This is a genomic window from Paraburkholderia dipogonis, from assembly GCF_046027395.1.
Lineage (GTDB): Bacteria > Pseudomonadota > Gammaproteobacteria > Burkholderiales > Burkholderiaceae > Paraburkholderia > Paraburkholderia dipogonis_A.
On sequence record NZ_JAQQEG010000053.1, the window covers coordinates 1 to 23,318 of the forward strand.

At 63.4% G+C, this 23,318-nt stretch carries 21 protein-coding genes and 1 riboswitch; of the genes, 12 read left to right on the top strand and 9 right to left on the bottom strand.

The window, feature by feature from the left end:
* Nucleotides 1–189: 189 nt before the first annotated feature.
* Nucleotides 190–810: a PAQR family membrane homeostasis protein TrhA gene (gene trhA, locus PQR32_RS36760; RefSeq protein WP_408239222.1), complete on the top strand. Its 621-nt coding sequence runs from the start codon at nt 190–192 to the stop codon at nt 808–810.
* 212 nt (nt 811–1,022) lie between these two features.
* Nucleotides 1,023–2,588, top strand: a complete 1,566-nt coding sequence (locus PQR32_RS36765) for a DEAD/DEAH box helicase (protein ID WP_408239224.1) — start codon at nt 1,023–1,025, stop codon at nt 2,586–2,588.
* A 207-nt stretch (nt 2,589–2,795) separates the two neighbouring features.
* Here the strand turns inward: PQR32_RS36765 and PQR32_RS36770 are convergent, their stop codons facing one another.
* The 4 genes from PQR32_RS36770 to ggt all read right to left on the bottom strand — a co-directional run bounded on the left by PQR32_RS36770 (nt 2,796) and on the right by ggt (nt 7,796).
* Nucleotides 2,796–3,320, bottom strand: coding sequence for a hypothetical protein (locus tag PQR32_RS36770; RefSeq protein WP_408239227.1), 525 nt, complete (start codon nt 3,318–3,320; stop codon nt 2,796–2,798).
* Nucleotides 3,321–3,436: 116 nt separating this feature from the next.
* Nucleotides 3,437–4,264, bottom strand: a complete 828-nt coding sequence (locus PQR32_RS36775) for a ferritin-like domain-containing protein (RefSeq protein ID WP_012434272.1) — start codon at nt 4,262–4,264, stop codon at nt 3,437–3,439.
* Nucleotides 4,265–4,610: 346 nt separating this feature from the next.
* Nucleotides 4,611–5,975 (bottom strand): MFS transporter, encoded by a 1,365-nt coding sequence (locus PQR32_RS36780; protein ID WP_408239230.1) that lies wholly within the window; start codon nt 5,973–5,975, stop codon nt 4,611–4,613.
* A 183-nt stretch (nt 5,976–6,158) separates the two neighbouring features.
* The gene (ggt, locus tag PQR32_RS36785; protein WP_408239233.1) at nt 6,159–7,796 is read right to left on the bottom strand and encodes a gamma-glutamyltransferase; all 1,638 of its coding nucleotides are present in this window, start codon (nt 7,794–7,796) and stop codon (nt 6,159–6,161) included.
* A 352-nt stretch (nt 7,797–8,148) separates the two neighbouring features.
* Between ggt and PQR32_RS36790 the strand changes: the two genes are divergently transcribed.
* The 3 genes from PQR32_RS36790 (at nt 8,149) to PQR32_RS36800 (ending at nt 10,269) form a co-directional block, all read left to right on the top strand.
* Nucleotides 8,149–8,928: a DeoR/GlpR family DNA-binding transcription regulator gene (locus PQR32_RS36790; protein WP_408239236.1), complete on the top strand. Its 780-nt coding sequence runs from the start codon at nt 8,149–8,151 to the stop codon at nt 8,926–8,928.
* A 306-nt stretch (nt 8,929–9,234) separates the two neighbouring features.
* Nucleotides 9,235–9,432 carry a hypothetical protein gene (locus tag PQR32_RS36795; protein ID WP_408239239.1) on the top strand — a complete coding sequence of 66 codons (198 nt, stop codon included), beginning with the start codon at nt 9,235–9,237 and terminating at the stop codon, nt 9,430–9,432.
* A gap of 207 nt (nt 9,433–9,639) precedes the next feature.
* On the top strand, nt 9,640–10,269 hold the full coding sequence (locus PQR32_RS36800; protein ID WP_408239242.1) for a TetR/AcrR family transcriptional regulator: 630 nt from the start codon (nt 9,640–9,642) through the stop codon (nt 10,267–10,269).
* 76 nt (nt 10,270–10,345) lie between these two features.
* Here PQR32_RS36800 and PQR32_RS36805 read toward each other — a convergent pair whose 3' ends face one another.
* Nucleotides 10,346–10,720: a hypothetical protein gene (locus PQR32_RS36805; protein WP_408239245.1), complete on the bottom strand. Its 375-nt coding sequence runs from the start codon at nt 10,718–10,720 to the stop codon at nt 10,346–10,348.
* A 201-nt stretch (nt 10,721–10,921) separates the two neighbouring features.
* On the opposite strand from PQR32_RS36805, the gene glpD reads away from it, so the two are divergent.
* The 4 genes from glpD to PQR32_RS36825 all read left to right on the top strand — a co-directional run bounded on the left by glpD (nt 10,922) and on the right by PQR32_RS36825 (nt 15,785).
* Nucleotides 10,922–12,451, top strand: a complete 1,530-nt coding sequence (glpD, locus tag PQR32_RS36810) for a glycerol-3-phosphate dehydrogenase (protein ID WP_408239248.1) — start codon at nt 10,922–10,924, stop codon at nt 12,449–12,451.
* A gap of 175 nt (nt 12,452–12,626) precedes the next feature.
* A complete protein-coding gene (glpK, locus tag PQR32_RS36815) occupies nt 12,627–14,126 on the top strand; it encodes a glycerol kinase GlpK (RefSeq protein ID WP_408239251.1) in 1,500 nt (499 codons plus the stop codon).
* Nucleotides 14,127–14,211: 85 nt separating this feature from the next.
* Nucleotides 14,212–14,925: an MIP/aquaporin family protein gene (locus PQR32_RS36820; RefSeq protein WP_408239254.1), complete on the top strand. Its 714-nt coding sequence runs from the start codon at nt 14,212–14,214 to the stop codon at nt 14,923–14,925.
* A gap of 173 nt (nt 14,926–15,098) precedes the next feature.
* Nucleotides 15,099–15,785: an HAD family hydrolase gene (locus PQR32_RS36825; RefSeq protein ID WP_408239257.1), complete on the top strand. Its 687-nt coding sequence runs from the start codon at nt 15,099–15,101 to the stop codon at nt 15,783–15,785.
* A 172-nt stretch (nt 15,786–15,957) separates the two neighbouring features.
* On the opposite strand, the gene ribB is transcribed toward PQR32_RS36825, so the two are convergent.
* The 4 genes from ribB to PQR32_RS36845 all read right to left on the bottom strand — a co-directional run bounded on the left by ribB (nt 15,958) and on the right by PQR32_RS36845 (nt 19,583).
* A complete protein-coding gene (ribB, locus tag PQR32_RS36830) occupies nt 15,958–16,677 on the bottom strand; it encodes a 3,4-dihydroxy-2-butanone-4-phosphate synthase (protein WP_408239260.1) in 720 nt (239 codons plus the stop codon).
* A 147-nt stretch (nt 16,678–16,824) separates the two neighbouring features.
* Nucleotides 16,825–17,008: riboswitch (FMN riboswitch) on the bottom strand.
* A gap of 115 nt (nt 17,009–17,123) precedes the next feature.
* Complete coding sequence (locus PQR32_RS36835) at nt 17,124–17,813, bottom strand: helix-turn-helix domain-containing protein (RefSeq protein ID WP_408239263.1); 690 nt, start codon at nt 17,811–17,813, stop codon at nt 17,124–17,126.
* 188 nt (nt 17,814–18,001) lie between these two features.
* The gene (locus PQR32_RS36840; protein ID WP_408239266.1) at nt 18,002–19,168 is read right to left on the bottom strand and encodes an MFS transporter; all 1,167 of its coding nucleotides are present in this window, start codon (nt 19,166–19,168) and stop codon (nt 18,002–18,004) included.
* 16 nt (nt 19,169–19,184) lie between these two features.
* Entirely contained in the window at nt 19,185–19,583 is a 399-nt protein-coding gene (locus PQR32_RS36845) for a VOC family protein (protein WP_408239342.1), read from the bottom strand.
* 111 nt (nt 19,584–19,694) lie between these two features.
* Here PQR32_RS36845 and PQR32_RS36850 point away from each other — a divergent pair, with 111 nt between their 5' ends.
* The 3 genes from PQR32_RS36850 to PQR32_RS36860 all read left to right on the top strand — a co-directional run bounded on the left by PQR32_RS36850 (nt 19,695) and on the right by PQR32_RS36860 (nt 23,298).
* Complete coding sequence (locus tag PQR32_RS36850) at nt 19,695–20,678, top strand: LysR family transcriptional regulator (protein WP_408239269.1); 984 nt, start codon at nt 19,695–19,697, stop codon at nt 20,676–20,678.
* Between the two features lie 139 nt (nt 20,679–20,817).
* Nucleotides 20,818–22,191, top strand: a complete 1,374-nt coding sequence (gene miaB / locus PQR32_RS36855) for a tRNA (N6-isopentenyl adenosine(37)-C2)-methylthiotransferase MiaB (protein WP_408239272.1) — start codon at nt 20,818–20,820, stop codon at nt 22,189–22,191.
* Between the two features lie 33 nt (nt 22,192–22,224).
* Nucleotides 22,225–23,298 (top strand): PhoH family protein, encoded by a 1,074-nt coding sequence (locus PQR32_RS36860; protein ID WP_408239275.1) that lies wholly within the window; start codon nt 22,225–22,227, stop codon nt 23,296–23,298.
* The last annotated feature ends 20 nt before the right edge of the window (nt 23,299–23,318 follow it).

The window sequence follows — 23,318 nt, forward strand, 5'->3', positions numbered from 1 at the left end:
GGGTTCCCCCGGGGGGGGGGCCGGGCAAATGGGGGGGCGGCCCCCTTCGTTTTTTCAGGACCGGTATCATGGGAGGGTATTTACCCTGAGAAAACGCCGGGCCGCCCCAAGTTTTCTCACCCCTTGGGGGGCTTGGCGCGAAGCGGCGGGTTTGGGGGCGCTTATGAAACTGGGCAGGAGATAACAATCGTGCATGTCGGGGAGCGTTTCAACAGCATTACCCACCTCGTCGGCGCCGTGCTGTCGGTGGCGGGTCTTGCAACGCTCGTGACGATGGGCGCGCTCGACGGCGACGCGTACAAAGTGGTCAGCTTCAGCGTGTACGGTGCGATGCTGTTCGTGCTGTATGCTATCTCGACGCTTTACCACAGCGTGCGCAATCCGCGCGTGAAAGCGGTTCTGCAGAAATGCGACCATTCGGCGATCTACCTGCTGATCGCCGGCAGCTACACCCCGTTCACGCTCGTCACATTGCGTGGACCGTGGGGCTGGTCGCTATTCGGCGTAAGCTGGGGGCTTGCCGCTCTCGGCATCGTGCAGGAATTGACGCTGGGGCGACGCACCCGCAGCGTTTCGATGGTGCTGTATGTCCTGATGGGATGGCTCGCGCTCGTTGCCGTCCGCCCGCTGGTTGAAGCCTTACCGGCAGCGGGTACCGCCTGGCTCGTGGCCGGCGGAGTCATCTACAGCGTCGGCATCTACTTCTTCATCAACGACGAGCGCATCCGGCATGGACATGGTATCTGGCACCTGTTCGTACTGGCGGGCAGTCTGTGTCAATTCGTCAGTGTCGCGCGCTACGTCGCGTGACACCCCACGGCGGCGAAATGCAACTTAAGGCCAGTCAACGTGTCTGCATAGCGCGTTGAAGCATTCGGCACGCGTTTCCCGCGTGCCGCCGATTTCTCTGCGAACGGGACTGGGCTTCGGCCTCGAACACGCCAAGCGGGTGTGTTCATGCGGCATTTATGCCTGCCGAGCCCATGTGTGCCGTTCGCGAAACTGCATTGCAAAGATCTTTTATGTCTTTTGATTCCCTCGGCTTGTCCGAACCGTTGGTCCGCGCTGTACACGAACTCGGCTACACCACTCCGACTCCGATCCAGACGCAAGCGATTCCCGCCGTGCTCAATGGCGGCGACCTGCTGGCCGGCGCGCAAACCGGCACCGGCAAGACCGCCGGCTTCACGTTGCCGATCCTGCAACGTCTGAACTCCATGCCCGCTGTTGCGACCGGCTCGGGCAAGCGCGCGGTGCGCGCGCTGATCCTCACGCCCACGCGTGAACTGGCTGCGCAGGTCGAAGAAAGCGTGCGCGCGTACGGCAAGTATCTGAAGCTGAAGTCGACCGTGATGTTCGGCGGTGTCGGCATCAATCCGCAGATCGGCGCGTTGCGTAGCGGCGTGGACATCGTCGTCGCGACGCCGGGCCGTTTGCTCGACCACATGCAGCAGAAGACCATCGACCTGTCGCATCTCGAGATTCTCGTGCTCGACGAAGCCGATCGCATGCTCGACATGGGCTTCATCCACGATATCAAGCGCGTGCTGGCGAAGCTGCCGCCGAAGCGGCAAAACCTCCTGTTCTCGGCCACCTTCTCCGACGAGATCAAGACGCTCGCCGACAATTTGCTCGACTCGCCGGCGCTGATCGAAGTCGCGCGCCGCAATACGACGGCGGAAACGGTCGCACAGAAGATTCACCCCGTGGATCGCGACAAGAAGCGCGAACTGCTCACGCATCTGATCAAACAGCACAACTGGTTCCAGGTGCTGGTGTTCACGCGCACCAAGCACGGCGCCAACCGGCTTGCCGAGCAGTTGACCAAGGACGGCATCAGCTCCCTGGCGATTCACGGCAACAAGAGCCAGTCGGCCCGTACGCGCGCACTCGCCGAGTTCAAGGACGGCACGCTGCAGGTGCTGGTCGCGACCGACATCGCCGCGCGCGGCATCGATATCGATCAACTGCCGCACGTGGTCAACTACGATCTGCCGAACGTGCCGGAAGACTACGTGCACCGCATCGGCCGCACGGGCCGCGCGGGCGCGACGGGCGAAGCAATCTCGCTGGTGTGCGTCGACGAGCTGCAATTGCTGAAGGACATCGAGAAGCTGATCAAGCGTCCGGTGCCGCAGGAAGTAATCGCTGGTTTCGAACCGGACCCGACCGCGAAGCCGGAACCGATTCTGCGTCGCGGCCAAGGTGGTGGCGGCGGTGGTGGTGGTCGTTCGCCGCGTCAGGGTCAAGGCGCACCGAAGCGTGACGACGCCCGGCGTGACGGTGCGGGTTCCGCGAAGCCGGCGCAGCGCTCGGGTCAACGCCCGGCCAACGGTCAACAGCAGCCGAAGCCGCACGGTGCGAAGCCGGCCGGCAACGGCGGCCAGCCGCGTCGCGACGGTCAGCGTCACGACGACCGGCCGCGCGCCGCCGCGCATGAAGGCAGCGCCGCGCAGCATGCGCCGCGCAAGCCGCAGGGCGCGAAACCGCAAGGCGGTAATCCGGGTGCGTTGCTGGGTGGCACGAAGCCGCGCAACGACGCGCCGCGCGGTGGTCAACCCACTCGTAGCGGCCAGCGCGGCCGCTAAGCGTCGTAACCGCCCGCTTGCCGGTTGCTGTCCTTGCGCTAAGGGCTAGTGGCCGACAGCGGCGGTCAGCGTGGCCACTAAGCCTGAAAGCCGGCCGCTAGCTGGCCATTGTTTTGAGCCAGGTCACTACCGGCCGGCAGCAGCGGTCAACTCGACCTCTAAAGCCAAAAGCCGCTCGCTCGCCGTCCGCTGCCCTCGCATGAAGGCCTACCGGCCCGCCACAGCGGCAGCTTGCTTCAGGTGCTCGATCTGCCGTTCCCATCGGTCGAGCACCGCTTCTCCCTCCCCTTCCAGTTCAAATGTAATGCCGCTCGTCAGGCGCGCATAACGGACGCTTTGCGCCTCCGCCGTATCGATTGAACCGTGCAGATAGACAAGCCCACTGGTGTCGCCAGCAACGCTCGCTAGCGGCGTCATCAGCAACTGCACCTGATAAAACGCCTCGTCGCATACGAAGGTGAGCGCTGCGCGTCCGCTGTGCGCGATGGCGCGCGCCGCCCTGGCTTGCGGCCACAACGCGATGCACAGCGTGCGCGAATCAGGCGCATACAACTCGCCGACGCCGAGCAGCGAGGTACGCACATGGCCATTCGTATCGACGCTCAACAGCGACGCGGTGAAACCCATCTTGCTCGCGAGCGACGAACCGTCGAACAACGCGCGTACGGTGTCGGGCCATTCATCGAACACGTTCTGTCCGAGCGGACGTTCGGGTGCGGAGGAGTCGCTCATGATGTCGATCCGGTGAGAGTTGGACAAGTGCGGTGAGCCAGCCTGCATCATGCCTTGAAAAGCAAATGGCCCGCATGAGCGGGCCATTTGCAACGCCACGAATCTACGCGCGGTAGTCAGCGAAAAAACACATGCTGTGTGATTTTGGCGAGCGGGTAATGCACGCCCGGCTGAATCCGCGCCGGCAGATCAAGCGGCTTGAGCAGCATCTTCACGCACATGTCGGCCGACAGATTGCGCCGCACCAGCGCGTTGATCCGCGCCGCGCGCTCGCGGTTATAGGTGGAGTCGTGCACACGCTCCGGATAACGAGTCGCGAAGACGTGCCGCAAGGCGATCTCCGAGTCCTCGTTCTTGATCTCCATCACGCGGCGCATGAGCGCGCCGAGCACAGCAAGCCGGCCATTGCCTTCGATCTTGTTGTACTTCTTGAAGTACTTGAAAAAGTGCTTGTAGTGACGGACTTCGTCGGTGCGGATGTTGTCGGTGATCTGCTTGAGCACCGGCTCGTCCGAGCATTCGCCGATCGCGCGATACAAGGTCGCCGTGCCGGTTTCCACCACGCAGCGCGCGACCATCTCGAGTGCGCGGGTCTTTTCGAAGTCCTCCACTGAACAGGTCAGCGAATACTCTTCCATGAAATTACGAAAGGCCGTGTCCCAGTCGAATTCGGGCCACACGTAAGCGATATACGTCTTGAGCGCGCGGCCATGCTGCAATTCTTCCGGCTCCCACTCCTGGTTGAGCCAGGCCGAGACTTCAGGATCGCCGTTGAAAAAAGTGCTCAGGTTGCTGGTGTACAGATCGGAGCCGCTTTCGATAAACGAAGACGCGCACAGCAGTAGCAGCAAATCTTCGTTAGCGACGGCCTTTTGCCGATCAATGCGGGTGAGGTCGATATCCTCGATCCGCCAGGGCATGACATGGTTCAGCTCTGTGTGCATCGTGTCTTGCTCCGAAAGCTGTATCGACTCGCGGAGCATGCTCGAAACCGCCCGCTCTCGGCCGGGCCGGTCCGCCGTGTCTGATACAGCGCCTTGAATTAGAGTTAACCCCGTGTATCTTGCATCTTAGTCGGTGTTTCGCAACTCTGCAGGTAACCCAGCACAGACCATGCCGAGCCGTCGCAGTTCCAATTGCGAGATAGTCCAAACATTCGGTCGGACAAAAGCGCGGTGCGAGGCACAAAAAAAGCCAGCTCAAAGAGCTGGCTTGAGTCTGCGACGATGCCTCGTCATGCAGGTTTGGCGGGCACGGCGCCGCTTGGATTCAGCGGCGCGAGGCGTGCGATCAGGCGATCTGAACGCTTTGCATCAGACGCACGCGGCGCATGCGCCACGCAACGACCACGAGCGAAAGACCCGACAGCACCGCGGCAATCAGCACGTAGTAACTTGGCGCAAGTTTGTCGCCGGTCAAGTGAATGAAGGTCTCGACGATCGTGGGCGCGAAGCCGCCGAAGATCGTCACGCCGATGCTGTAACCGATTGAAAGACCCGTCGAGCGCACTTGGGTCGGAAAGATCTCGGACATCAATGCGGGCATCGGCCCGGAATAAGCCGCCTTGAAAATGCCCGCCGTGCCCTGCAACAACAGCAACCAGCCGATGGTCGGATGAGACTGCAGCAGCGCGAACATCGGATAGATCAGCGTACCCATCAGAATCGACGTGGTTAGCATGATGCGAATTCGGCCGATGCGATCGGACAACGCGCCCATCACCGGCGAGAGCAGGAATTGCAGGCCGCCGTTGAGCACCACCACGCCGAACGACGCCGCTGCCGGCATGTGCAACTGCTTGACGGCGTACATCGGCATGTAGAGCTGCAGGACGTAGACGCCCACCGTGGATTGCGCGACGATGCCGACCGCGAGCAGGAGGTTGACCCACTGGCTGGCGAACGACGCGTCGTTCTTTTCACTCACTGTCGTGCGAGCGCCGGCGGCTTCGCGCGCCTCGCGCAGCGCGAGGAACTCCGGCGTTTCGTCGAGATGCGAGCGGATGTAATAGCCCACCGGACCGACCAGCAAACCGAACACGAACGGAATGCGCCAACCCCAGTCATTCAGTTGTGCGGGCGGCATCCATGCGGTCAGCAGCGAACCGAAGGCTGCGGCGGTGATCGCGGCGAGCCCCTGGCTCGCGAACTGCCAACTGGCGTAGTAGCCACGGCGCGACGCGCTATGTTCGACCATGAAGGCCGTCGCGCTGCCGAACTCGCCGCCCACCGCGAAGCCTTGCACGAGCCGCGCGAGCAGAATCAGGACGGGCGCCGCGAGGCCGATCGATGCATACGGCGGCATCACCGCCATCGTGAAGGTGCCGACCATCATCAGCGCGATGGCGAACGTCAGCGCCGCCTTGCGGCCCTTGCGGTCGCCGTAGATGCCGAGCACGACCGCACCCAGCGGCCGCATCAGGAACGAAATGCCGAAAGTCGCGATGGCGAGCAGCGTGGAGAGCCACTCGTCCTGCATCGGAAAAAACTGTTTGGCGATGATGGTCGCGAAGTAGCCGTAGACCAGAAAATCGAACCACTCGAGCGCATTGCCGACCGACGACGAAAAGACGATCCGGCGCACCATCGCTTTGGAAAGCGGCGCGGGCGCGGAATGAGGGGAAGCTGTCGCCGAGGGCGAAGCGTGGGTCTGCATGATGTCTCCTGCTCTATCTGATGCTCGATGCCTGGTGCCTGGCGTGCGGGAAGCGCCGCCGGCAACCGGTGTATTTGATCTGTGCGATGCCTTTAGCGTGCCGCAGGCAATGTCCGCGGCATCGCCTGCGCACGCAGCGAAGCGGCGCTTCGAGCGGCGCCGCGCCTAGCGCATGGGTGTTGCCTAGAACCCCGCAGCCAACCCGTCACGGCGGCTGTCGCTGGCCGCCACATAGCCGCGCTCCGGATCGTTGCGATCGAGCTTCCAGATGTACTGGCCGGAGCCGAAGTCCATGTACGGATCATCGACCGACTTGATCGTGTGGCCGAGCTTCTGCAAGGCCTCGGCGGTCTTCGGATCGAGCGTCGATTCGATGTCGATCGTGAAGTCGCGATTGACCTTCCAGCGCGGCGCGTCGCACGCGGCCTGCGGCTGCTGACCGTAGTCGAGCATTCGCACAATGGATTGCAGATGACCTTGCGGCTGCATGTCGCCGCCCATCACGCCGAAGCTCATCACCGCTTCCTGCTGGCCGTCCACCTGCTGCGTGAGAAACGACGGGATGATCGTGTGGAACGGCCGCTTACCGCCTTCCACCACGTTCGGCGACTTCGGGTCCATCGAGAAACCGCAGCCACGGTTCTGCATGGCGATGCCGCTATCCGGCACCACGATGCCCGAGCCGAAGCCCATGTAGTTCGACTGGATGAAGCTGACCATCATGCCGCGCTCGTCCGCCACCGACATGTAGATGGTGCCGCCGGCCTTCGGCATGCCGAAGTCGAACTGCGTGGCGCGCTTGTGATCGATCAGTTTGGCGCGCGAGGTGAGGTACGCGTCGTCGAGCATCTGCTCGGGCGTGACTTCCATGGAGCGCGGATCGGCGACGTAACGGTAGACGTCGGCGAAGGCCAGCTTCATGGCTTCGATCTGCAAGTGCTGCGATTCGACGTTATCGACGGCCAGTTCCTTCACATCGAATTTTTCGAGGATGCCCAGCGCGATCAGCGCCGCGATGCCCTGCCCGTTCGGCGGAATCTCGTGCACCGTGTAGCCGCGATAATCCTTGCCGATCGGCTCGACCCAATCGGCGCGGTAGTTGCGCAGATCGTCGACGGTCAGCGCGCCGCCGCCTTCACGGGCGAACGCGGCGATCTGCTCGGCGATCTCGCCTTCGTAATACGCGCGCGGGCCTTGCTCGGCGAGCTTGCGCAGCGTCTTCGCGTGGCCGGGGAAGCGCACCAGTTCGCTCACTTCCGGCGCGCGGCCGCGCGGCATGAAGGTTTGCGCGAAGCCCGGCAGGTCCTTCAGTTCCGGCACGGCGGCCGCCCACTTATAGGCGACGATGCTCGCCACCGCGTGGCCGCGCTCGGCGATTTCGATGGCCGGCTCCATCAGGTCGGCGAACGGCAACGTGCCGAATTTCTGATGCAGCGCTTCCCAGCCGGCGATCACGCCGGGCACCGTCACCGCGTCCCAGCCGCGTTTCGGTTGCTTCGCAAGACCGTTTTCCTCGCCGTACTTGCGCTTGAAGTAGTCGACGTTCCACGCCGCTGGCGACACGCCCGAGGCGTTCAGGCCATGCAGCTTCTTGCCGTCCCACACCAGCGCGAACGCGTCGCCGCCCAGTCCGCACGAGACCGGCTCGACCACCGTGATGGCGGCGGCTGCCGCGATCGCCGCATCGACGGCATTGCCGCCTTTCCACAGCATGCGCAACCCGGCTTGCGCGGCGAGCGGATGCGAAGTCGAAACGATGTTGCGCGCGAATACAGGCAGACGCGGCGTCGGATAAGGGTTTTGCCAGTTGAAGCCAGTCATGTCGAACACTCTCGAAAGCGTGGCCCGGCTTGCGGAAAATGCCGGAAACCATTGGAAACGGGTAGAACGCGGATAAGACGTGGGGGAAACACCAGTTAACGCAGAACCAAGGATTGCATCGTGATCCGGCCCAAAAAACAAATTCATTTATCAAATGAATAAATGCGTAATTGGCCTGAATGGATCGCCACGCCATCGGCTCGTGTCCGATGGATGTCGCACGAGTTGGCAGACAAGGCGCGCGATGGTCTTACAATACGCTCACCCCGTTCAGGCCATCACCCGTTTGCTGGCAGCAGTTTTGGCGCCCCGGCAGCGGGCAACGCAGACAAAAACCCACGAACCGAGACACATGACCCGAGACCCCCGCCTGACTCTCAATGCCCGGCAACAGGAACTGCTGGAGTGGGTGCAACGCGACGGCTTCGTGACCGTGGACGACCTCGCGGCCCACTTCGACGTGACGCCGCAAACGATCCGCCGCGACGTCAACTGGCTCGCCGACATGAACCTGCTGCGCCGCTACCACGGCGGCGCCAGTCTGCCGACCAGCTCCGAAAACGTCTCCTATACGGCGCGTCAGCGCATGTTCCATGACGAGAAGCGGCGTATCGCGGCGCTAGTGGCCACTCACATTCCCGATCAGGCCTCGCTCTTCATCAACCTCGGCACCACCACCGAAGAAGTGGCTCGCGCGCTCAATCGGCACCGCGGCCTGCGCGTGATCACCAACAACCTGAACGTCGCCAGCATGATGAGCGGCTATCCGGATTGCGAGGTGCTGGTGACGGGCGGCATCGTGCGGCCGTGGGACAAAGGAATCGTCGGCGAACTGGCGATCGATTTCATCCGGCAGTTCAAGGTGGACTTCGCGATCATCGGCACGTCGAGCATCGAAACGGACGGCACGCTGCGCGATTTCGACACGCGCGAAGTGCGCGTGGCCGAGGCGATCATCCAGCATGCGCGCACCGTTTTCCTCGCCGCCGACAACTCGAAATTTGGCCGTCCGGCACTGGTTCGCCAAGGCCATCTCGATCAGATCGACGCCTTGTTCACCGACGTCGCGCCGCCCGCCGAGATGATCGAGACGCTCACAGCCGCCAACTGCCAGGTGTATATCGCCGAGTGACGCCAGGCGCTCTCCGCCATGTTGCAGCGCACGCAAAACTTCGAGTGAAATCAAGGATCTGGCCGCGACTCCCAACCGCCTCTGAGGCGCTTGATTGTCAAAGGGAGAATTTACTGGGGCCGATTTGGTGTTTAACGTGCGGTTGACTACACTCCAGTTCCCCGGCGTCCGTTGCGCACTCTGCGTAGCGCCGGTAGTGAAACTGTCGTGTGAAGCCGTACCTCCCGCCTGATCCTTTGCGGACCTCACTGGCATGAGCCAGTCGCCGGCAAGGCCGTCCGCGTTTGCTTGACATGGAGAGAAACGATGCTGAGTCCGCATGAATTCGCCACGTTGTTACTCGTCAAGGACGCTCCCAATCAAGTCGACATGGAGCGAGAAGAACTCGACGCCCTTCTGGAACGCCAGTTGGTGCAACTCGAACGGCTCGCGTCGGGCAACGAAGAATGGCGCGTGACTGAAAGCGGCGATAACGCATTGCGGGCCATCAAGCGTCTTTCCTAGTTTTGGTGTTTCACCGCGTCTTGCGGCCGGACGGCGCAGTTGACGTCCGGCGCTGAAGACGGGTGTGCCGCGCTTTCATCGCGCGTGCGCTTGCTGCTTTGAAATCTTTCTCTTTCTGTGACAAGCAGGACGCCGCCCGGCGTCCGCTTTATTGTGCGCAAATCATTTACACAGTAAATTGACGCGACGGACCTTCTGCCCTCGCGCATGCCCAAAACCCTCTCCGCCGACGACATCCAGCAGTTCCGCGAGGCCATGCGGCGCGTGGCCGAGAACGCATTCGCGACACGTGGCGCCGAAGGCGTGACGATGCGTGAACTGGCCAAGGAACTGGGTTGCAGCGCCATGACGCCTTATCGCTACTTCCGCGACAAGGACGAAATTCTCGCGATGGTGCGCGCCGCGGCGTTCAATCGCTTCGCGGCGCGCCTCGAAGCGGCCGCGAAGACCGCCACCGAAACGGATCACTCCGTGGTGAGCGAAGCCTACGTAGCGTTCGCACTCGACGAACCGCACGCCTATCGGTTGATGTTCGATCTTGCTCAGCAGGCAAGCGTCTATCCGGAACTCGCCACCGCCTCGCAGCGCGCGTGGCGCATGCTCGGCACGCACTTCGAGCGGCTGGTCGCTGCGGGCATTCTGGAAGGCGATCCGCAACTCATCGGCTACGCGTACTGGGCGAGTCTGCATGGTTTCACCATGCTGGCGCTGGCCAATCAGTTGCCGTTGCCACAGGCACAGCAATCTGCCGACGCCGGCAATGCGCCGACGCGCGAAGCCGTGTTCGCGCAGATTCGCCGCATGCTGTGGCGCGGTGCGCAGCCGCAGCGCGGCTAGCACTTACTGCGCGCGAAGCGGACCGGCTCAACGAATAGCGACAAGCGAACTGAAAGACGCCGCTCGCGCTTAGGCCTCAACCGTTGCGCAACGTCGGATCGACGGCCGCGCGCCAGCTCAACGCCTTGGCCCGCTGGTCGGTGAAGAACGTCACCCACTGGTTACGCACTTGCGGATCGGTGCTCGCGCCCTGGCTCGCGTAACGCTGCGCGATCGACGTCTGGAACCCGCAGAAATCGTCCTTCGACAGCTTGCCGCCCCGGTTCGCGACGTACGCGTCGAACATCGCCGCGTAGACGCCTTGCGCGTCGTTGCCATAGTCGACCGGCTGGGCACTGCACATCTGCTGCAACGACACGAACGACGGCGCGCCCCTCGTTCCGCTCAGGCTCGGCGAGCTGACACACCCCGCGAGAAGCGTAGCGGCGCCGATCATCAAAAGTCCACGCATGAATTCACCTCGAAATGGCTGTTGCCGAGAGTATCGTCCGTGGCCGCGCGTTGCGCCACTACCCGGACAGCCGTTAGAGAACCGCCTAAACAAACCGAACTTTACTTTTTCGAATATGTTCATTAAAGTTCGAAAACGAACACTAACAGTTCGATAGATTTTCCAAACGATTTTCCGGATACGACGCAGGGGACACAGCAGGTGACGCAAGGCTCGAGATACGATTTGCTCGTCGTGGGCGGCGGGATCAACGGCGCAGGCATCGCTCGCGATGCGGCGGGCCGCGGCCTGTCGGTGCTGCTCTGCGAACAGGACGATCTGGCGGCGCACACGTCGTCGGCCAGCACGAAGCTGATTCACGGCGGCCTGCGCTACCTCGAATACCGCGAGTTCGGGCTGGTGCGCAAAGCGCTGCAGGAGCGCGAAACGCTGCTGCGCGCCGCGCCGCACATCATGTGGCCACTGCGCTTCGTGATGCCGCACATGCCGGATCTGCGCCCGGCCTGGCTGATCCGCGCCGGTCTCTTCCTGTATGACCATCTCGCCAAACGCGAACTGCTGCCCGGTTCGCGCGGCATCGTGATGCGCAATCATCCGGCGGGCGCGCCGCTCGTCGATTCGATCAAGCGCGGTTTCGTGTATTCGGACGGCTGGGTCAACGACGCGCGCCTCGTCGTGCTGAATGCATTGGACGCCCAGGAGCACGGCGCGAAAATTCTCACTCGCACGAAACTGCTGAGCGCCGTGCGCGCCGGCGGCGAATGGCGCGCGCAGCTCAAGCGCCCGGACGGCACGATCCTGGACGTGCGCGCCGCTTCGATTGCGAACGCCGCGGGCCCGTGGGTCGGCGAACTGCTGCAAGGCGCGCTCGGCCGCGCCGCGACGCACAGCGTGCGGCTCGTGAAAGGCAGCCATATCGTCACGCGGCGTCTGTTCGAACACGACCACGCGTACATCTTCCAGAATCCGGACAAGCGCATTATCTTCGCGATTCCGTACGAACACGACTACACGCTGATCGGCACGACGGATATCGAATATCGCGGCGACCCATCGCAAGTGGCGATCAACGCCGAAGAAACGCAGTACCTGTGCGACTCGATCAACCGCTACTTCAAGCAGAAGATCTCGCCGGCCGACGTGCGCTGGACCTATTCGGGCGTGCGTCCGCTGCTCGAGGAAGAAGGCGCGGACAACCCGTCGGCGGTCACGCGCGACTACTCGCTCGAACTCGACGCGCCCGCCGGCGAAGCGCCGCTGCTGTCGGTGTTCGGCGGCAAGATCACCACCTTCCGCAAACTGGCGGAAGAAGCCGTCGACAAACTCGCGGACGCGCTGCACCACGGTGCGTCTTCGTGGACGGCCGGCGCGCCGTTGCCCGGCGGCGACATTCCGAACGCCAACTTCGAGCGCTTTCTCAGCGAATTCAAGCAGCAGCATGCATGGCTGCCGGCCGATCTGGCGCATCGCCTCGCCCGCGCCTACGGCACGCGCGTCAAGCAGGTGGTCGGCAAGGCGCGTTCCGTGGCCGATCTCGGCCGCGCCTTCGCACCCGGCCTCTACGAAGCTGAACTGACTTACCTGCGCGACACCGAATGGGCGCGTAGCGCGCAGGATGTGCTGTGGCGCCGTTCGAAACTCGGCTTGCACGTCGAACCCGGCACGCTCGATTCGATCACACGCGATATCGACGCGTGGTTCGCTCGCGAACCCGAGCGACAGAGCGCATAGTCAGACATCGCCACGCGGCGCGCTCACTGCATCCAAACAGACCGGATCGATTCACCCCTCGGCTGGACCAGGCGGCGCCGCACCATCGCACGTGTTGCAGCCCGCTTAAAACTACAAGCCGTTCCCGTCGCCGGCTACCCGCCCGGCGATTCATAAAACGCATGGAGAAGAGACAATGCAGGACCAGTACATCCTCGCGCTTGACCAAGGCACCACCAGCTCGCGCGCGATGCTGTTCGACCGGCTCGGCAATATCGTGTCGACCGCTCAGAAGGAATTCCAGCAAATCTATCCGCGTCCGGGCTGGGTCGAACACGATCCGCAGGAAATCTGGTCGACCCAAGCCGGCGTCGCCGCCGAAGCCGTAACGCGCGCCGGTATGAACGGCACCTCGATCGCTGCAATCGGCATCACCAATCAGCGCGAAACCACCATCGTGTGGGATCGCGAAACCGGCCATCCGATTTATAACGCCATCGTCTGGCAAGACCGCCGCACCGCCGATTTTTGCGACCAACTCAAAGAGCAAGGACTCGAGGAAAAAGTCCGCGCCAAAACCGGCCTGCCGATCGACTCGTACTTCTCGGCGACCAAGATCCGCTGGATTCTCGACAACGTCGAAGGCGCGCGCGAAAAAGCCACGCAAGGCCGTCTTGCCTTCGGCACCGTCGATAGCTGGCTGGTGTGGAATTTCACCAAAGGCGGCCTGCACGTCACCGACGTCACCAACGCGTCGCGTACGATGCTCTTCAACATCCACTCGCTGAAGTGGGACGACGAACTGCTCGAAGCGCTCGATATTCCGCGCAGCATGCTGCCGGAAGTGCGGGCTTCGTCGGAAGTGTACGGGCCGACCAAGACCACCGTGTTCGCTTCGAAGATTCCGCTCGCGGGCATCGCTGGCGATCAGCACGCCGCCCTCTTCGGTCAGATGTGCACGGAGTCGGGCATGGTGAAGAACACCTACGGCACGGGCTGCTTCCTCGTGATGAACACCGGCGACAAGCCGATCGAGTCGAAGAACAATCTCGTCACCACGATTGCGTGGCAGATCGGCGATCAGATCAATTACGCGCTCGAAGGCAGCATCTTCATCGGTGGCGCCGTGGTGCAATGGTTGCGCGACGGCCTCGGCATCATCAAGAACGCGGCTGAAATCGAAACGCTGGCGCGCAGCGTGCCGCATTGCGACGGCGTGTATCTGGTGCCCGCCTTCGCCGGTCTCGGCGCGCCGCATTGGAATGCGCGTGCTCGCGGCACGCTGTTCGGCGTGACGCGCGGCACGTCCTCGGCGCATATCGCGCGCGCCGCGCTCGACTCGATCGCCTATCAATCGCTCGATGTGTTGAAGGCGATGGAAGCCGACTCCGGGATTCGTATCGGCGAATTGCGCGTGGACGGCGGCGCCTGCGCGAACAATCTGCTGATGCAGTTCCAGGCGGACATTCTCGGCGTCGACGCGGTGCGTCCCAAGGTGGCGGAAACGACCGCATTGGGCGCGGCCTATCTGGCCGGTCTCGCGGTCGGTTACTGGAAAGATGTTGACGAACTGCAAAGCCAGTGGAAGCTCGACCGCCGCTTCACGCCCGCCCTGCCGCACGCCGATGTCAAGGAATGCCTCGACGGCTGGAAGCGCGCGATCCGCGCCGCGAAAGCCTGGGCCGATACGCCCTGAGCGCGTCTTTCACCCCTTCTCTTTCGACATAGAGAAGCCGCTTATCCGGCGGCTTCCCTAACCACTATATTTCGGATAACCAACGATGTCTCCTTACATTGCTGAATTCATCGGCACAGCGCTCGTGGTGCTGCTCGGCGCCGGCGCCGTCGCCAACGTGCTGCTCGCGCGGACCAAGGGCAAAGGCGCGGACCTGATCGTGATCGTGATGGGCTGGGCGATGGCGGTGTTCATCGCCGTCTATGTCACTGCGTCCTTCAGCGGCGCTCACCTGAATCCCGTCGTGACCATCAGCCTCGCGCTGGCCGGCAAGTTTGCGTGGGCCAAAGTGCCGGGTTATATCGCAGCGCAGATGCTCGGGGGTATGGCCGGCGCGCTGCTGGTGTGGATGGCGTATCGCCAGCACTTCGCGAAGGAAGGCGACGCCGACGTGAAGCTCGGCGTGTTCTGCACCTCGCCCGCGATACGCAGCGTACCGCACAACCTGCTCACCGAAATGATCGCCACGTTCGTGCTAATTCTGGGCGTGCTGTATCTCGCTTCGCCGCAAGTCGGTCTCGGCGCGCTCGACGCGCTGCCGGTCGGACTGCTGGTTCTCGGCATCGGCATCTCGCTCGGCGGCCCGACCGGTTACGCGATGAGTCCCGCTCGCGACCTGTCGCCGCGTTTGATGCACGCGCTGCTGCCGATTCCGGGCAAGCGCGACAGCGACTGGCACTATGCGTGGATTCCGGTTTGCGGTCCGTTGTTGGGCGGCGCGGCGGCAGCGTGTTTGTATCTGTATCTGCACGTGCATTGATCTGGCCGCGCCGATAATATGCAACTCAGGTGCACATCAAAGAAGCGCCTGAGCCATGACGGAAAGCGGCGGCGCCGCGCAGGCGGCGCCAAAGCACGTATCATGACGCTTTCACTTCCCGCGCATGAGCTTGCAATTGCATTGCCCATGCGCTTCGCTTTCCGTTTCCAGGCATGATCGACCACCTCATCTGTGACTGCGACGGCGTGCTCGTCGACAGCGAAATCATCGCTGACCGCGTGATGCTCGAAACGCTGACCGCCACCTTCCCCGGCCTCGACTTCGAACCCATCGTCAAAACGGCCTTCGGTCAACAAACGTCGCGCTTTCTCGAAAGCATCGAGAAGTCGTTCGATATCACGCTGCCCGCGAATTTTTTCGACACCATCGAACACAACGTCGAGCTCGAACTCGCGGCTTCGCTCAGTCCGATCAACGGCGTGCGCGATGCATTGCAACGTGTCGCCTTGCCGGCCGCCGTCGTATCGAACAGCCGCATGGCGCGCGTGAATGCGTCGGTGCGGCGCGCGGGTTTGCAGCAGATTTTCGGCGAGCGCATTTTCAGCGCGGAACAGGTGGCGCGGCCAAAGCCTTATCCCGACGTGTATCTGTTCGCCGCGAAGACGCTGGGCGTGGAGCCCTCACGATGCGTAGTGGTGGAAGACAGCGTCGCCGGTTTGAATGCCGCGCGCGCGGCGGGGATGAAGACGATCGCTTTCGTCGGCGCGAGCCATATTCCCGATGGCTACGCGGACGCGCTGCGCAAGATGGGCATGACGCGGATCATGCAGCATATGGATGAATTGCCCGCGCTGGTCGAAGCGGGCGTGCGTGGCGAATTCGGCGACGTGCAGTCGTAGCCGATCGAGGAAATTGGATAAAGCGGCTGCCATGCAGGCGGAGGCGGCGAACTCGGCGACGTACAGACGCAAGCGTTCGTGGTAACTGGAAAGCCGGCTGCAATGCCGGCTTTTTTGCGTCCGAACTGGAGCGAGTGCGCGCCTCACCTCACGCTCGCACGCTCCTCGCGCATCACGCCTCGTCAGCCACGCATTCGCGCACCTGCGCCAGCGCCTGACGAAACTCCACCAGCTCGGCGATCGTCAGCATCGGCAGATTGTGTTGCGCGGCGAAGCGCTCCACATCGGCGCCACGCGTCATCGTGCCGTCCGGGTTCATCAGTTCGCACAGCACGCCAGCGGGCTTCAGACCCGCGAGAATCGCGAGGTCGACCGTGCCTTCGGTGTGGCCGCGACGCGCCAGCACGCCGCCGGACTGCGCACGCAACGGGAACACGTGGCCCGGGCGCACGATATCGGCGGGCTTCGCCGTATCGGCGATCGCGGCGCGAATCGTCGTCACGCGATCGAGCGCGGACACGCCGGTGGTCACGCCATCGCGTGCTTCGATCGAAACCGTGAACGCGGTGCCGTGACGGCTTTCGTTGTTGACGGCCATCGGCGGCAGTTCGAGCGCGCGGATTTTCTCATCGGGTAGGCATAGGCACACGATACCGCTGCATTCGCGGATCAGCAGCGCCATGGTTTCGACGGACAGACGCTCGGCGGAAACGATCAGATCAGCTTCGTTTTCGCGGTCGTGGTCGTCTTGCAGAACGACAGCGCGGCCATCGCGCATGGCTTGCAAGGCGGCGGCAATACGCGGCGGAACGGCTTCGGTGTCGAGCAGCGGGAGATCGAGGAATGCGCTATCCGCAATCGTCGACGGAGCGGGAAAAGTAGCAAAGGTCATGAATGAAACGCTCATCGCAAAAGTTGGGCGAGAAACGTTTCAGGGCATTGCAAACAGACAAAGACGCGCCGTTGAACGCCGCGCAAAGCGACGCTCGCGCACCGCCTCAACCCGCAAGCGGCGCCACGGAAACGAACATGACTATCTGCACATCTTCTTCCATCCGGACTCTAACCGTCGGCTCTGGCTTCTCACCAGATCTGCTGACCCCACTTCAGTCTTTCCTGTTCCGAAGACCGTACAACGTGGGCGCTCGCGGGCTCACCGGCTCACGCTTTCGCGTTGCCGGCATACCGCCGGTGGGGAATTTCACCCCGCCCTGAAGACGCACTGATTGCCGGATCGACCGGCTGGCAAAGCATACAACAGTCGCGCCGCGCGTGCAGCGCAACCCTACTGATCAGACGGAGATCTCTACTGAGAGCGCTTCCGTCCGCGAATGTCGATCAAACCGGCGCGGCCTCGCGCACCGGCTCGTGGTGCGCGGGCACGTCCCAGCGCGGCGGCGTTTCCGCCTTCAGCGTCACGCGAAACGCGCGCGCTTCCGTGTCGCCGGGATTGCGCAGGCTATGCGGCTGATCGGCGTCGAACACGATCGCGTCGCCGGTGGCCAGCAACTGGCGCTGATCGTGGACACTCACTTCCAGCGTGCCTTCGCTCACCACCAGATTCACCGTCGTGCCCGGCGCGCGGCGCGTGCCGGCTTCGGTATGCAACGGTGCGATACGCAATTCGTGAAACTCGGCGGCGGTCGGCTCGGCGTCGGGATACAGCGGCCGGGCCGAATAGCGTCCATTCGAGCTGACGACGCGCGACGAGCGGTCCGCCGGCAAATGTTCGAAGCCGTTGGTCGCGTGACGCCGCAAGAAGGCCGCCACCGACACCTTCAACGCGGCGGCCACCTTGCACAGCACCTTGATGGACGGCACGCTGCGCGCTGATTCGATCTGCGCGAGCATGGCGCGGGAGACGCCGGACGCGCGGGCCAAAGCGTCGAGCGACAGTTGCCGTTCGGCGCGTAAACGGGCGAGATTCACGCCGACGAGATGTTCGAGTGCATCGAAGGGTTCAGCGGCACGCGGCGACGCATCGGTGTCAGCCGTGGGATCGCGAACCAGCGCAAGCGGGGAATGCATGATTGCCTCCAGGAGCGCCGCCGGACGGCGGGCAAGCGGTTAGTGGAAGCAAGATAGCATCGCGCCCCGCCGCGCCCAACGAAGTTATCTTCACACTGTTATCAGCATTGCGGAGGACGTTTTCCGCAATGCTTGTGCGAATTTTTCATAAGGGCGCAGGCGCGGCCGGTTCACGGCCTCCTGCGTCCCTACGCCCGCTGCGCCACCGTCGCTGCCGGCGCATCCATGCGCGCCGCGAACCACGTCAACAGCAACGCCGCCACGCTGACCGCGGCCGCCACCCACGGCAAGGTATCGAGCGAATGGCCGTGATTGATCACCAGACCGCCGAGCCACGCGCCGCCCGCATTGCCGACGTTGAACGCGCCGATGTTCAACGTCGAAGCCAGATTCGGCGCCGCAGCCGCCTTCTCGACCACACGCATCTGCAAAGGCGGCACGGTGGCAAACGCAGCAATGCCCCACGCGAAGATAGTGACCGCCGCAGCCACTTGCGAATGACTGGTGCGAGCGAAGATGGCCATCACCACGGCGAGCGCGACCAGAATGCCCATCAGCGAAGGCATCAGCGCGCGGTCCGCGAGTTTGCCGCCCACCGTGTTACCGATCGTCAGGCCCACGCCGAACAGCACCAGAATCAGCGTGACGCCGCGCGGCGAGAAGCCGCTGACCTGCTCCAGAATCGGCGCGATATAAGTGAACACGACGAACACGCCGCCAAAGCCGAGCACCGTCATCGCGAGCGCGGTCCAGACTTGCGGGTCCTTCAACACACGCACTTCGTGACCGAGGCCGACCGGACCCGCGTCATGACGATTCGGCACCAGCGCCGTGACGCCCGCGAGCGACAGCACGCCGAACGCGCTGACGATCCAGAACGCCGCGCGCCAGCCGAACTCCTGGCCGACGAACGTGCCGAACGGCACGCCGAGCACGTTCGCCAGCGTCAGGCCGGTGAACATGAGCGCGATCGCGCTGGCGCGCTTTTCGGCCGGCACGAGCGAAGCCGCCACCACCGCGCCGATGCCGAAGAACGAACCGTGCGCGAACGACGTCACCACGCGCGCGATCATCAGCACGGAATAGCTGGACGCGATCGCGCACAGTGTATTGCCGACGATGAACACGCCCATCAGCAACTGCAGCGCCAGTTTGCGCGGCATCTTGCTGGTCACCACCGCGAGCAGCGGCGCGCCGACCGCGACGCCGAGCGCGTAGCCGCTCACCAGCAAACCCGCCGACGGGATCGACACCGCCAGATCGTGCGCGACCTCGGGCAGCAGGCCCATGATGACGAATTCCGTCGTGCCGATCGCGAAGGCGCTGATCGCCAGCGCCAGTAATGGAATGGGCATTTCTCTTCTCCAGGTTCTAAATTTGAGCGTGATGCAGCGCCGTCACGAATTCGATGACGACGCCCGGCGCGAGCGCCACGAACAGTTGCGCCTGAGCCTCCTGCGGCCCCATCTGCGGCACATAGGCGGTTTGATAATCGACGCCGTGCGCATGCAGACGGCCGAGCAGCGCCTGCCATTCGGCGGCGCTCTCCAGCCGGAATGCGATGTGGTCGATACGCGGCGCCGTCCGACCCGTCACGGCGGGCACCGTCGCGTCGATCAGATGAATCAGCGGACGGCCGTTCGCGTACAGCCAGTAGCCGTCGATCGAAAACGGCGGACGCGCGCCTTGGGTCAGCCCGGCAACGTCGACGAAAAAGCGTCGGGCGGTGCCGAGGTCGGCGGTGACGATCGTCGCGTGATCGAGTTGCATGCCGTGGGCGGAATCAGGGTTTTCCATGGGCGCAATTGTCGAGGGTGGGCGTCGATTTGATAATTGGCGTAGCATTTGAAGCATTTTCAAATCTCTTTTGAAAGATCCGCCATGGACAACCTCGGTGACATCCGCCTGTTCGTTGAAGCGGCGCAGCAGGGCAGCCTGTCGGCGGCGGGCCGCAAGATGGGCCTGACGCCGGCCGCCGCCAGCGCACGCCTCGCCAAGCTCGAAGCCGGCCTGAAAGCGCGCCTGTTCGAGCGCACCACCCGTCAACTCAGGCTCACCGATGAAGGCCGCCTCTACCTGAATTGCTGCCGTCAGGCGCTGCAATCGCTCGACGACGCCGAAGCCGCCTTGCAAGCCGGCCAGGGCGTCGTGCGCGGCAAGGTGCGGGTTTCGGCGACCTCGGATTTCGGCCGCAATCTGCTGATGCACTGGCTCGACGAATTCAACGCGCTGTATCCCGAAGTCACCTTCGCGCTGACGCTCTCGGACTCGCTGTCGAATCTGGTGCAGGAGGACATCGATCTGGCGATCCGCTTCGGCGTGCCGCAGGACAGTTCGCTGGTCGCCCGCAAACTGGCGCCGAACCGGCGCGTGCTGTGCGCGTCGCCGGACTACATCGCGCGCAGGGGCGAACCGAAGGATCCGCACGATCTGGCGAATTTCGACTGCATCGTGCTGGCCACCGCCTCCGGGCTGGCGAACGAGTGGCGCTTCACGCGCGGCGACGAGGTGCAGCACTACACCGTGCCGTTCGAAGCCGCCCGCGAGACCAACGACGGCGCCGTCGCCCGCGAATGGGCGCTGCGCGGTTACGGCATCGTGATCAAATCGATGTGGGACGTGGAAGCGGACCTGCGCGCGGACGGCCTGAAGATCCTGCTGCCGGAGTGGCGTTATCCGGACGCGCCGCTGCACGCGCTCTACCATCGCAACCGCTTCATGGCGCCGCGTGTGCGCGTGCTGCTGGATTTCCTGAGCGAGCGTTTCGCGCGGGTGTCGGACGAACTGGAAGGTCTGCTGGGCTTGCCGCCGGAGCGGCCGCACGGCCAGGCAACCGGGGAAACCGCGTCGCGCGAAGGGCTATAATATCGAGCTACGCCGCAAACGTGCCCAGACAGGTGCCCACAGTGGCCTGAAGCGCCGCCCCACGGGCCGCTCGCACGTTTCGCCCTGTTCACCTTTTAAACGACGCCCCCAGGTTAACCACTGCGACCGGCGAAATTCGATGACCAAGAAAGTTTATGTAAAGACCTTTGGCTGCCAGATGAACGAGTACGACTCCGACAAGATGGTCGACGTACTCGGCGCGGCTGAAGGACTCGTCAAGACCGACACGCCGGAAGACGCAGACGTCATTCTGTTCAACACGTGCTCGGTGCGCGAAAAAGCGCAGGAAAAAGTGTTCTCCGACCTCGGCCGCGTGCGCGAGCTGAAGGAAGCGAATCCCAATCTGATCATCGGTGTGGGCGGCTGCGTGGCGAGCCAGGAAGGCGCGGCAATCGTGGCGCGCGCGCCGTACGTCGATCTGGTGTTCGGTCCGCAAACGCTGCACCGTCTGCCGCAAATGATCGACAAGCGCCGCGAAAGCGGCCGCGCGCAAGTGGACATCTCGTTCCCGGAAATCGAAAAGTTCGATCACCTGCCGCCGGCGCGCGTCGACGGCCCGAGCGCGTTCGTGTCGATCATGGAAGGCTGCAGCAAGTACTGCAGCTACTGCGTCGTGCCGTACACGCGCGGCGAAGAAGTGTCGCGTCCGCTTGACGACGTGCTGACCGAGATCGCCGGCCTCGCCGACCAGGGCGTGCGCGAAGTCACACTGCTCGGCCAGAACGTGAACGCCTACCGCGCCGGTCTCACGCTGGGTTCGACTGAAATCGCCGACTTCGCTCAGTTGATCGAATACGTCGCGGATATTCCGGGCATCGAACGGATTCGCTACACCACGTCGCATCCGAAGGAATTCACGCAGCGCCTGATCGACACCTACGCGAAGGTGCCGAAGCTCGTCAGCCACCTGCATCTGCCGGTGCAGCACGGCTCGGACCGCATCCTGATGGCCATGAAGCGCGGCTACACGGTGCTCGAATACAAGTCCGTGATCCGCAAGCTGCGCGCGATCCGCCCCGACCTGTCGCTCTCGACCGACATGATCGTCGGCTTCCCCGGCGAGACGGAAGAAGACTTCGACAAGATGATGGCGCTCGTGCACGAGATGAAGTACGACACCAGCTTCTCGTTCATCTACAGCCCGCGTCCCGGCACGCCGGCCGCGAATCTGCACGACGACACGCCGCGCGAAGTGAAGCTCAAGCGTCTGCAACATTTGCAGGCCACCATCGAGGAAAACGTGCAGCGCATCAGCGATTCGATGGTCGGCAAGATCGAGCGCATACTGGTCGAGCGCCCGGCCCGCAAGGATCCGAACGAACTCGCCGGTCGCACCGAGAACAACCGGGTGGTGAATTTCCCGGCGCCGGTCGCGTCGCACGCAAGGCTGATCGGCCAGATGGTCGACGTGAAAATCGTCAAAGCGTACCCACATTCGCTACGTGGCGAGCTCGTGCTGGTTCATGACGACGCCCCGGCCACGACCCACTAAGCGCATCGAAACCGACAGGATCGAACCACCGCCTTGAAGACCACTCAGCAGCATCTGGAATTCACCGCACCGCGCGAAGACAACGCGCGGCTCGCCAACCTCTGCGGCCCGCTCGACGAAAATCTGCGCCAGATCGAGCAGGCGCTCGACGTAACGCTGCAACGCCGTGGTCACCGCATCACGATTCGCGGGCGCGGCGCGAAACTCGCGCTCACCGCGCTCGAAAAGTTCTACGACAACTCACAGAAGCCATTGTCGGTCGACGACATCCAGCTCGCGCTCGTTGAAGTGCGTCAGCCGGCACGGCATCGCGCGAACGGCAACGGCCATGGCACGGAAGCGCTAGACGCGCGTTTCCCCGGCAATCCGGATCACCCGTTCGACCAGCCCGCCGACGCCGGCGACGACGACCTCGAAGAACTCGGCCCGAAGCTGTACACGCGGCGCGCGGACCTGCGCGGCCGCACCCCCGCGCAGCGTGAATATCTGAAGCAGATCATCTCTCACGACGTGACCTTCGGCATCGGCCCGGCCGGCACCGGCAAGACCTATCTCGCGGTGGCTTGCGCGGTGGATGCGCTCGAACGCGATCAGGTCAAGCGCATCGTGCTGACCCGCCCCGCGGTCGAAGCGGGCGAGCGTCTCGGCTTCCTGCCGGGCGATCTGGCGCAGAAGGTCGATCCGTATCTGCGTCCGCTGTACGACGCACTGTACGACCTGCTCGGTTTCGACAAAACCGCCAAGATGTTCGAGCGGCAGATGATCGAAATCGCGCCGCTCGCCTACATGCGCGGCCGCACGCTGAACCACGCGTTCATCATCCTCGACGAAGCGCAGAACACCACGCCCGAACAGATGAAGATGTTCCTCACGCGGATCGGCTTCGGCTCGAAGGCGGTGGTCACCGGCGACACGACTCAGGTTGACTTGCCGCGCGGCCACAAGAGCGGGCTGATCGAAGCGCAACAGGTACTGGCCGACGTGCGCGGCATCGCGCTCACACGCTTTACCAGCGCGGACGTGGTGCGGCATCCGCTGGTCGCGCGAATTGTGGAGGCGTACGATGCGCATTCGCAGAAAACCGCCAGTCCGGCGGATTCGCGCTAATCGCCCGCAGCCCCAACGCA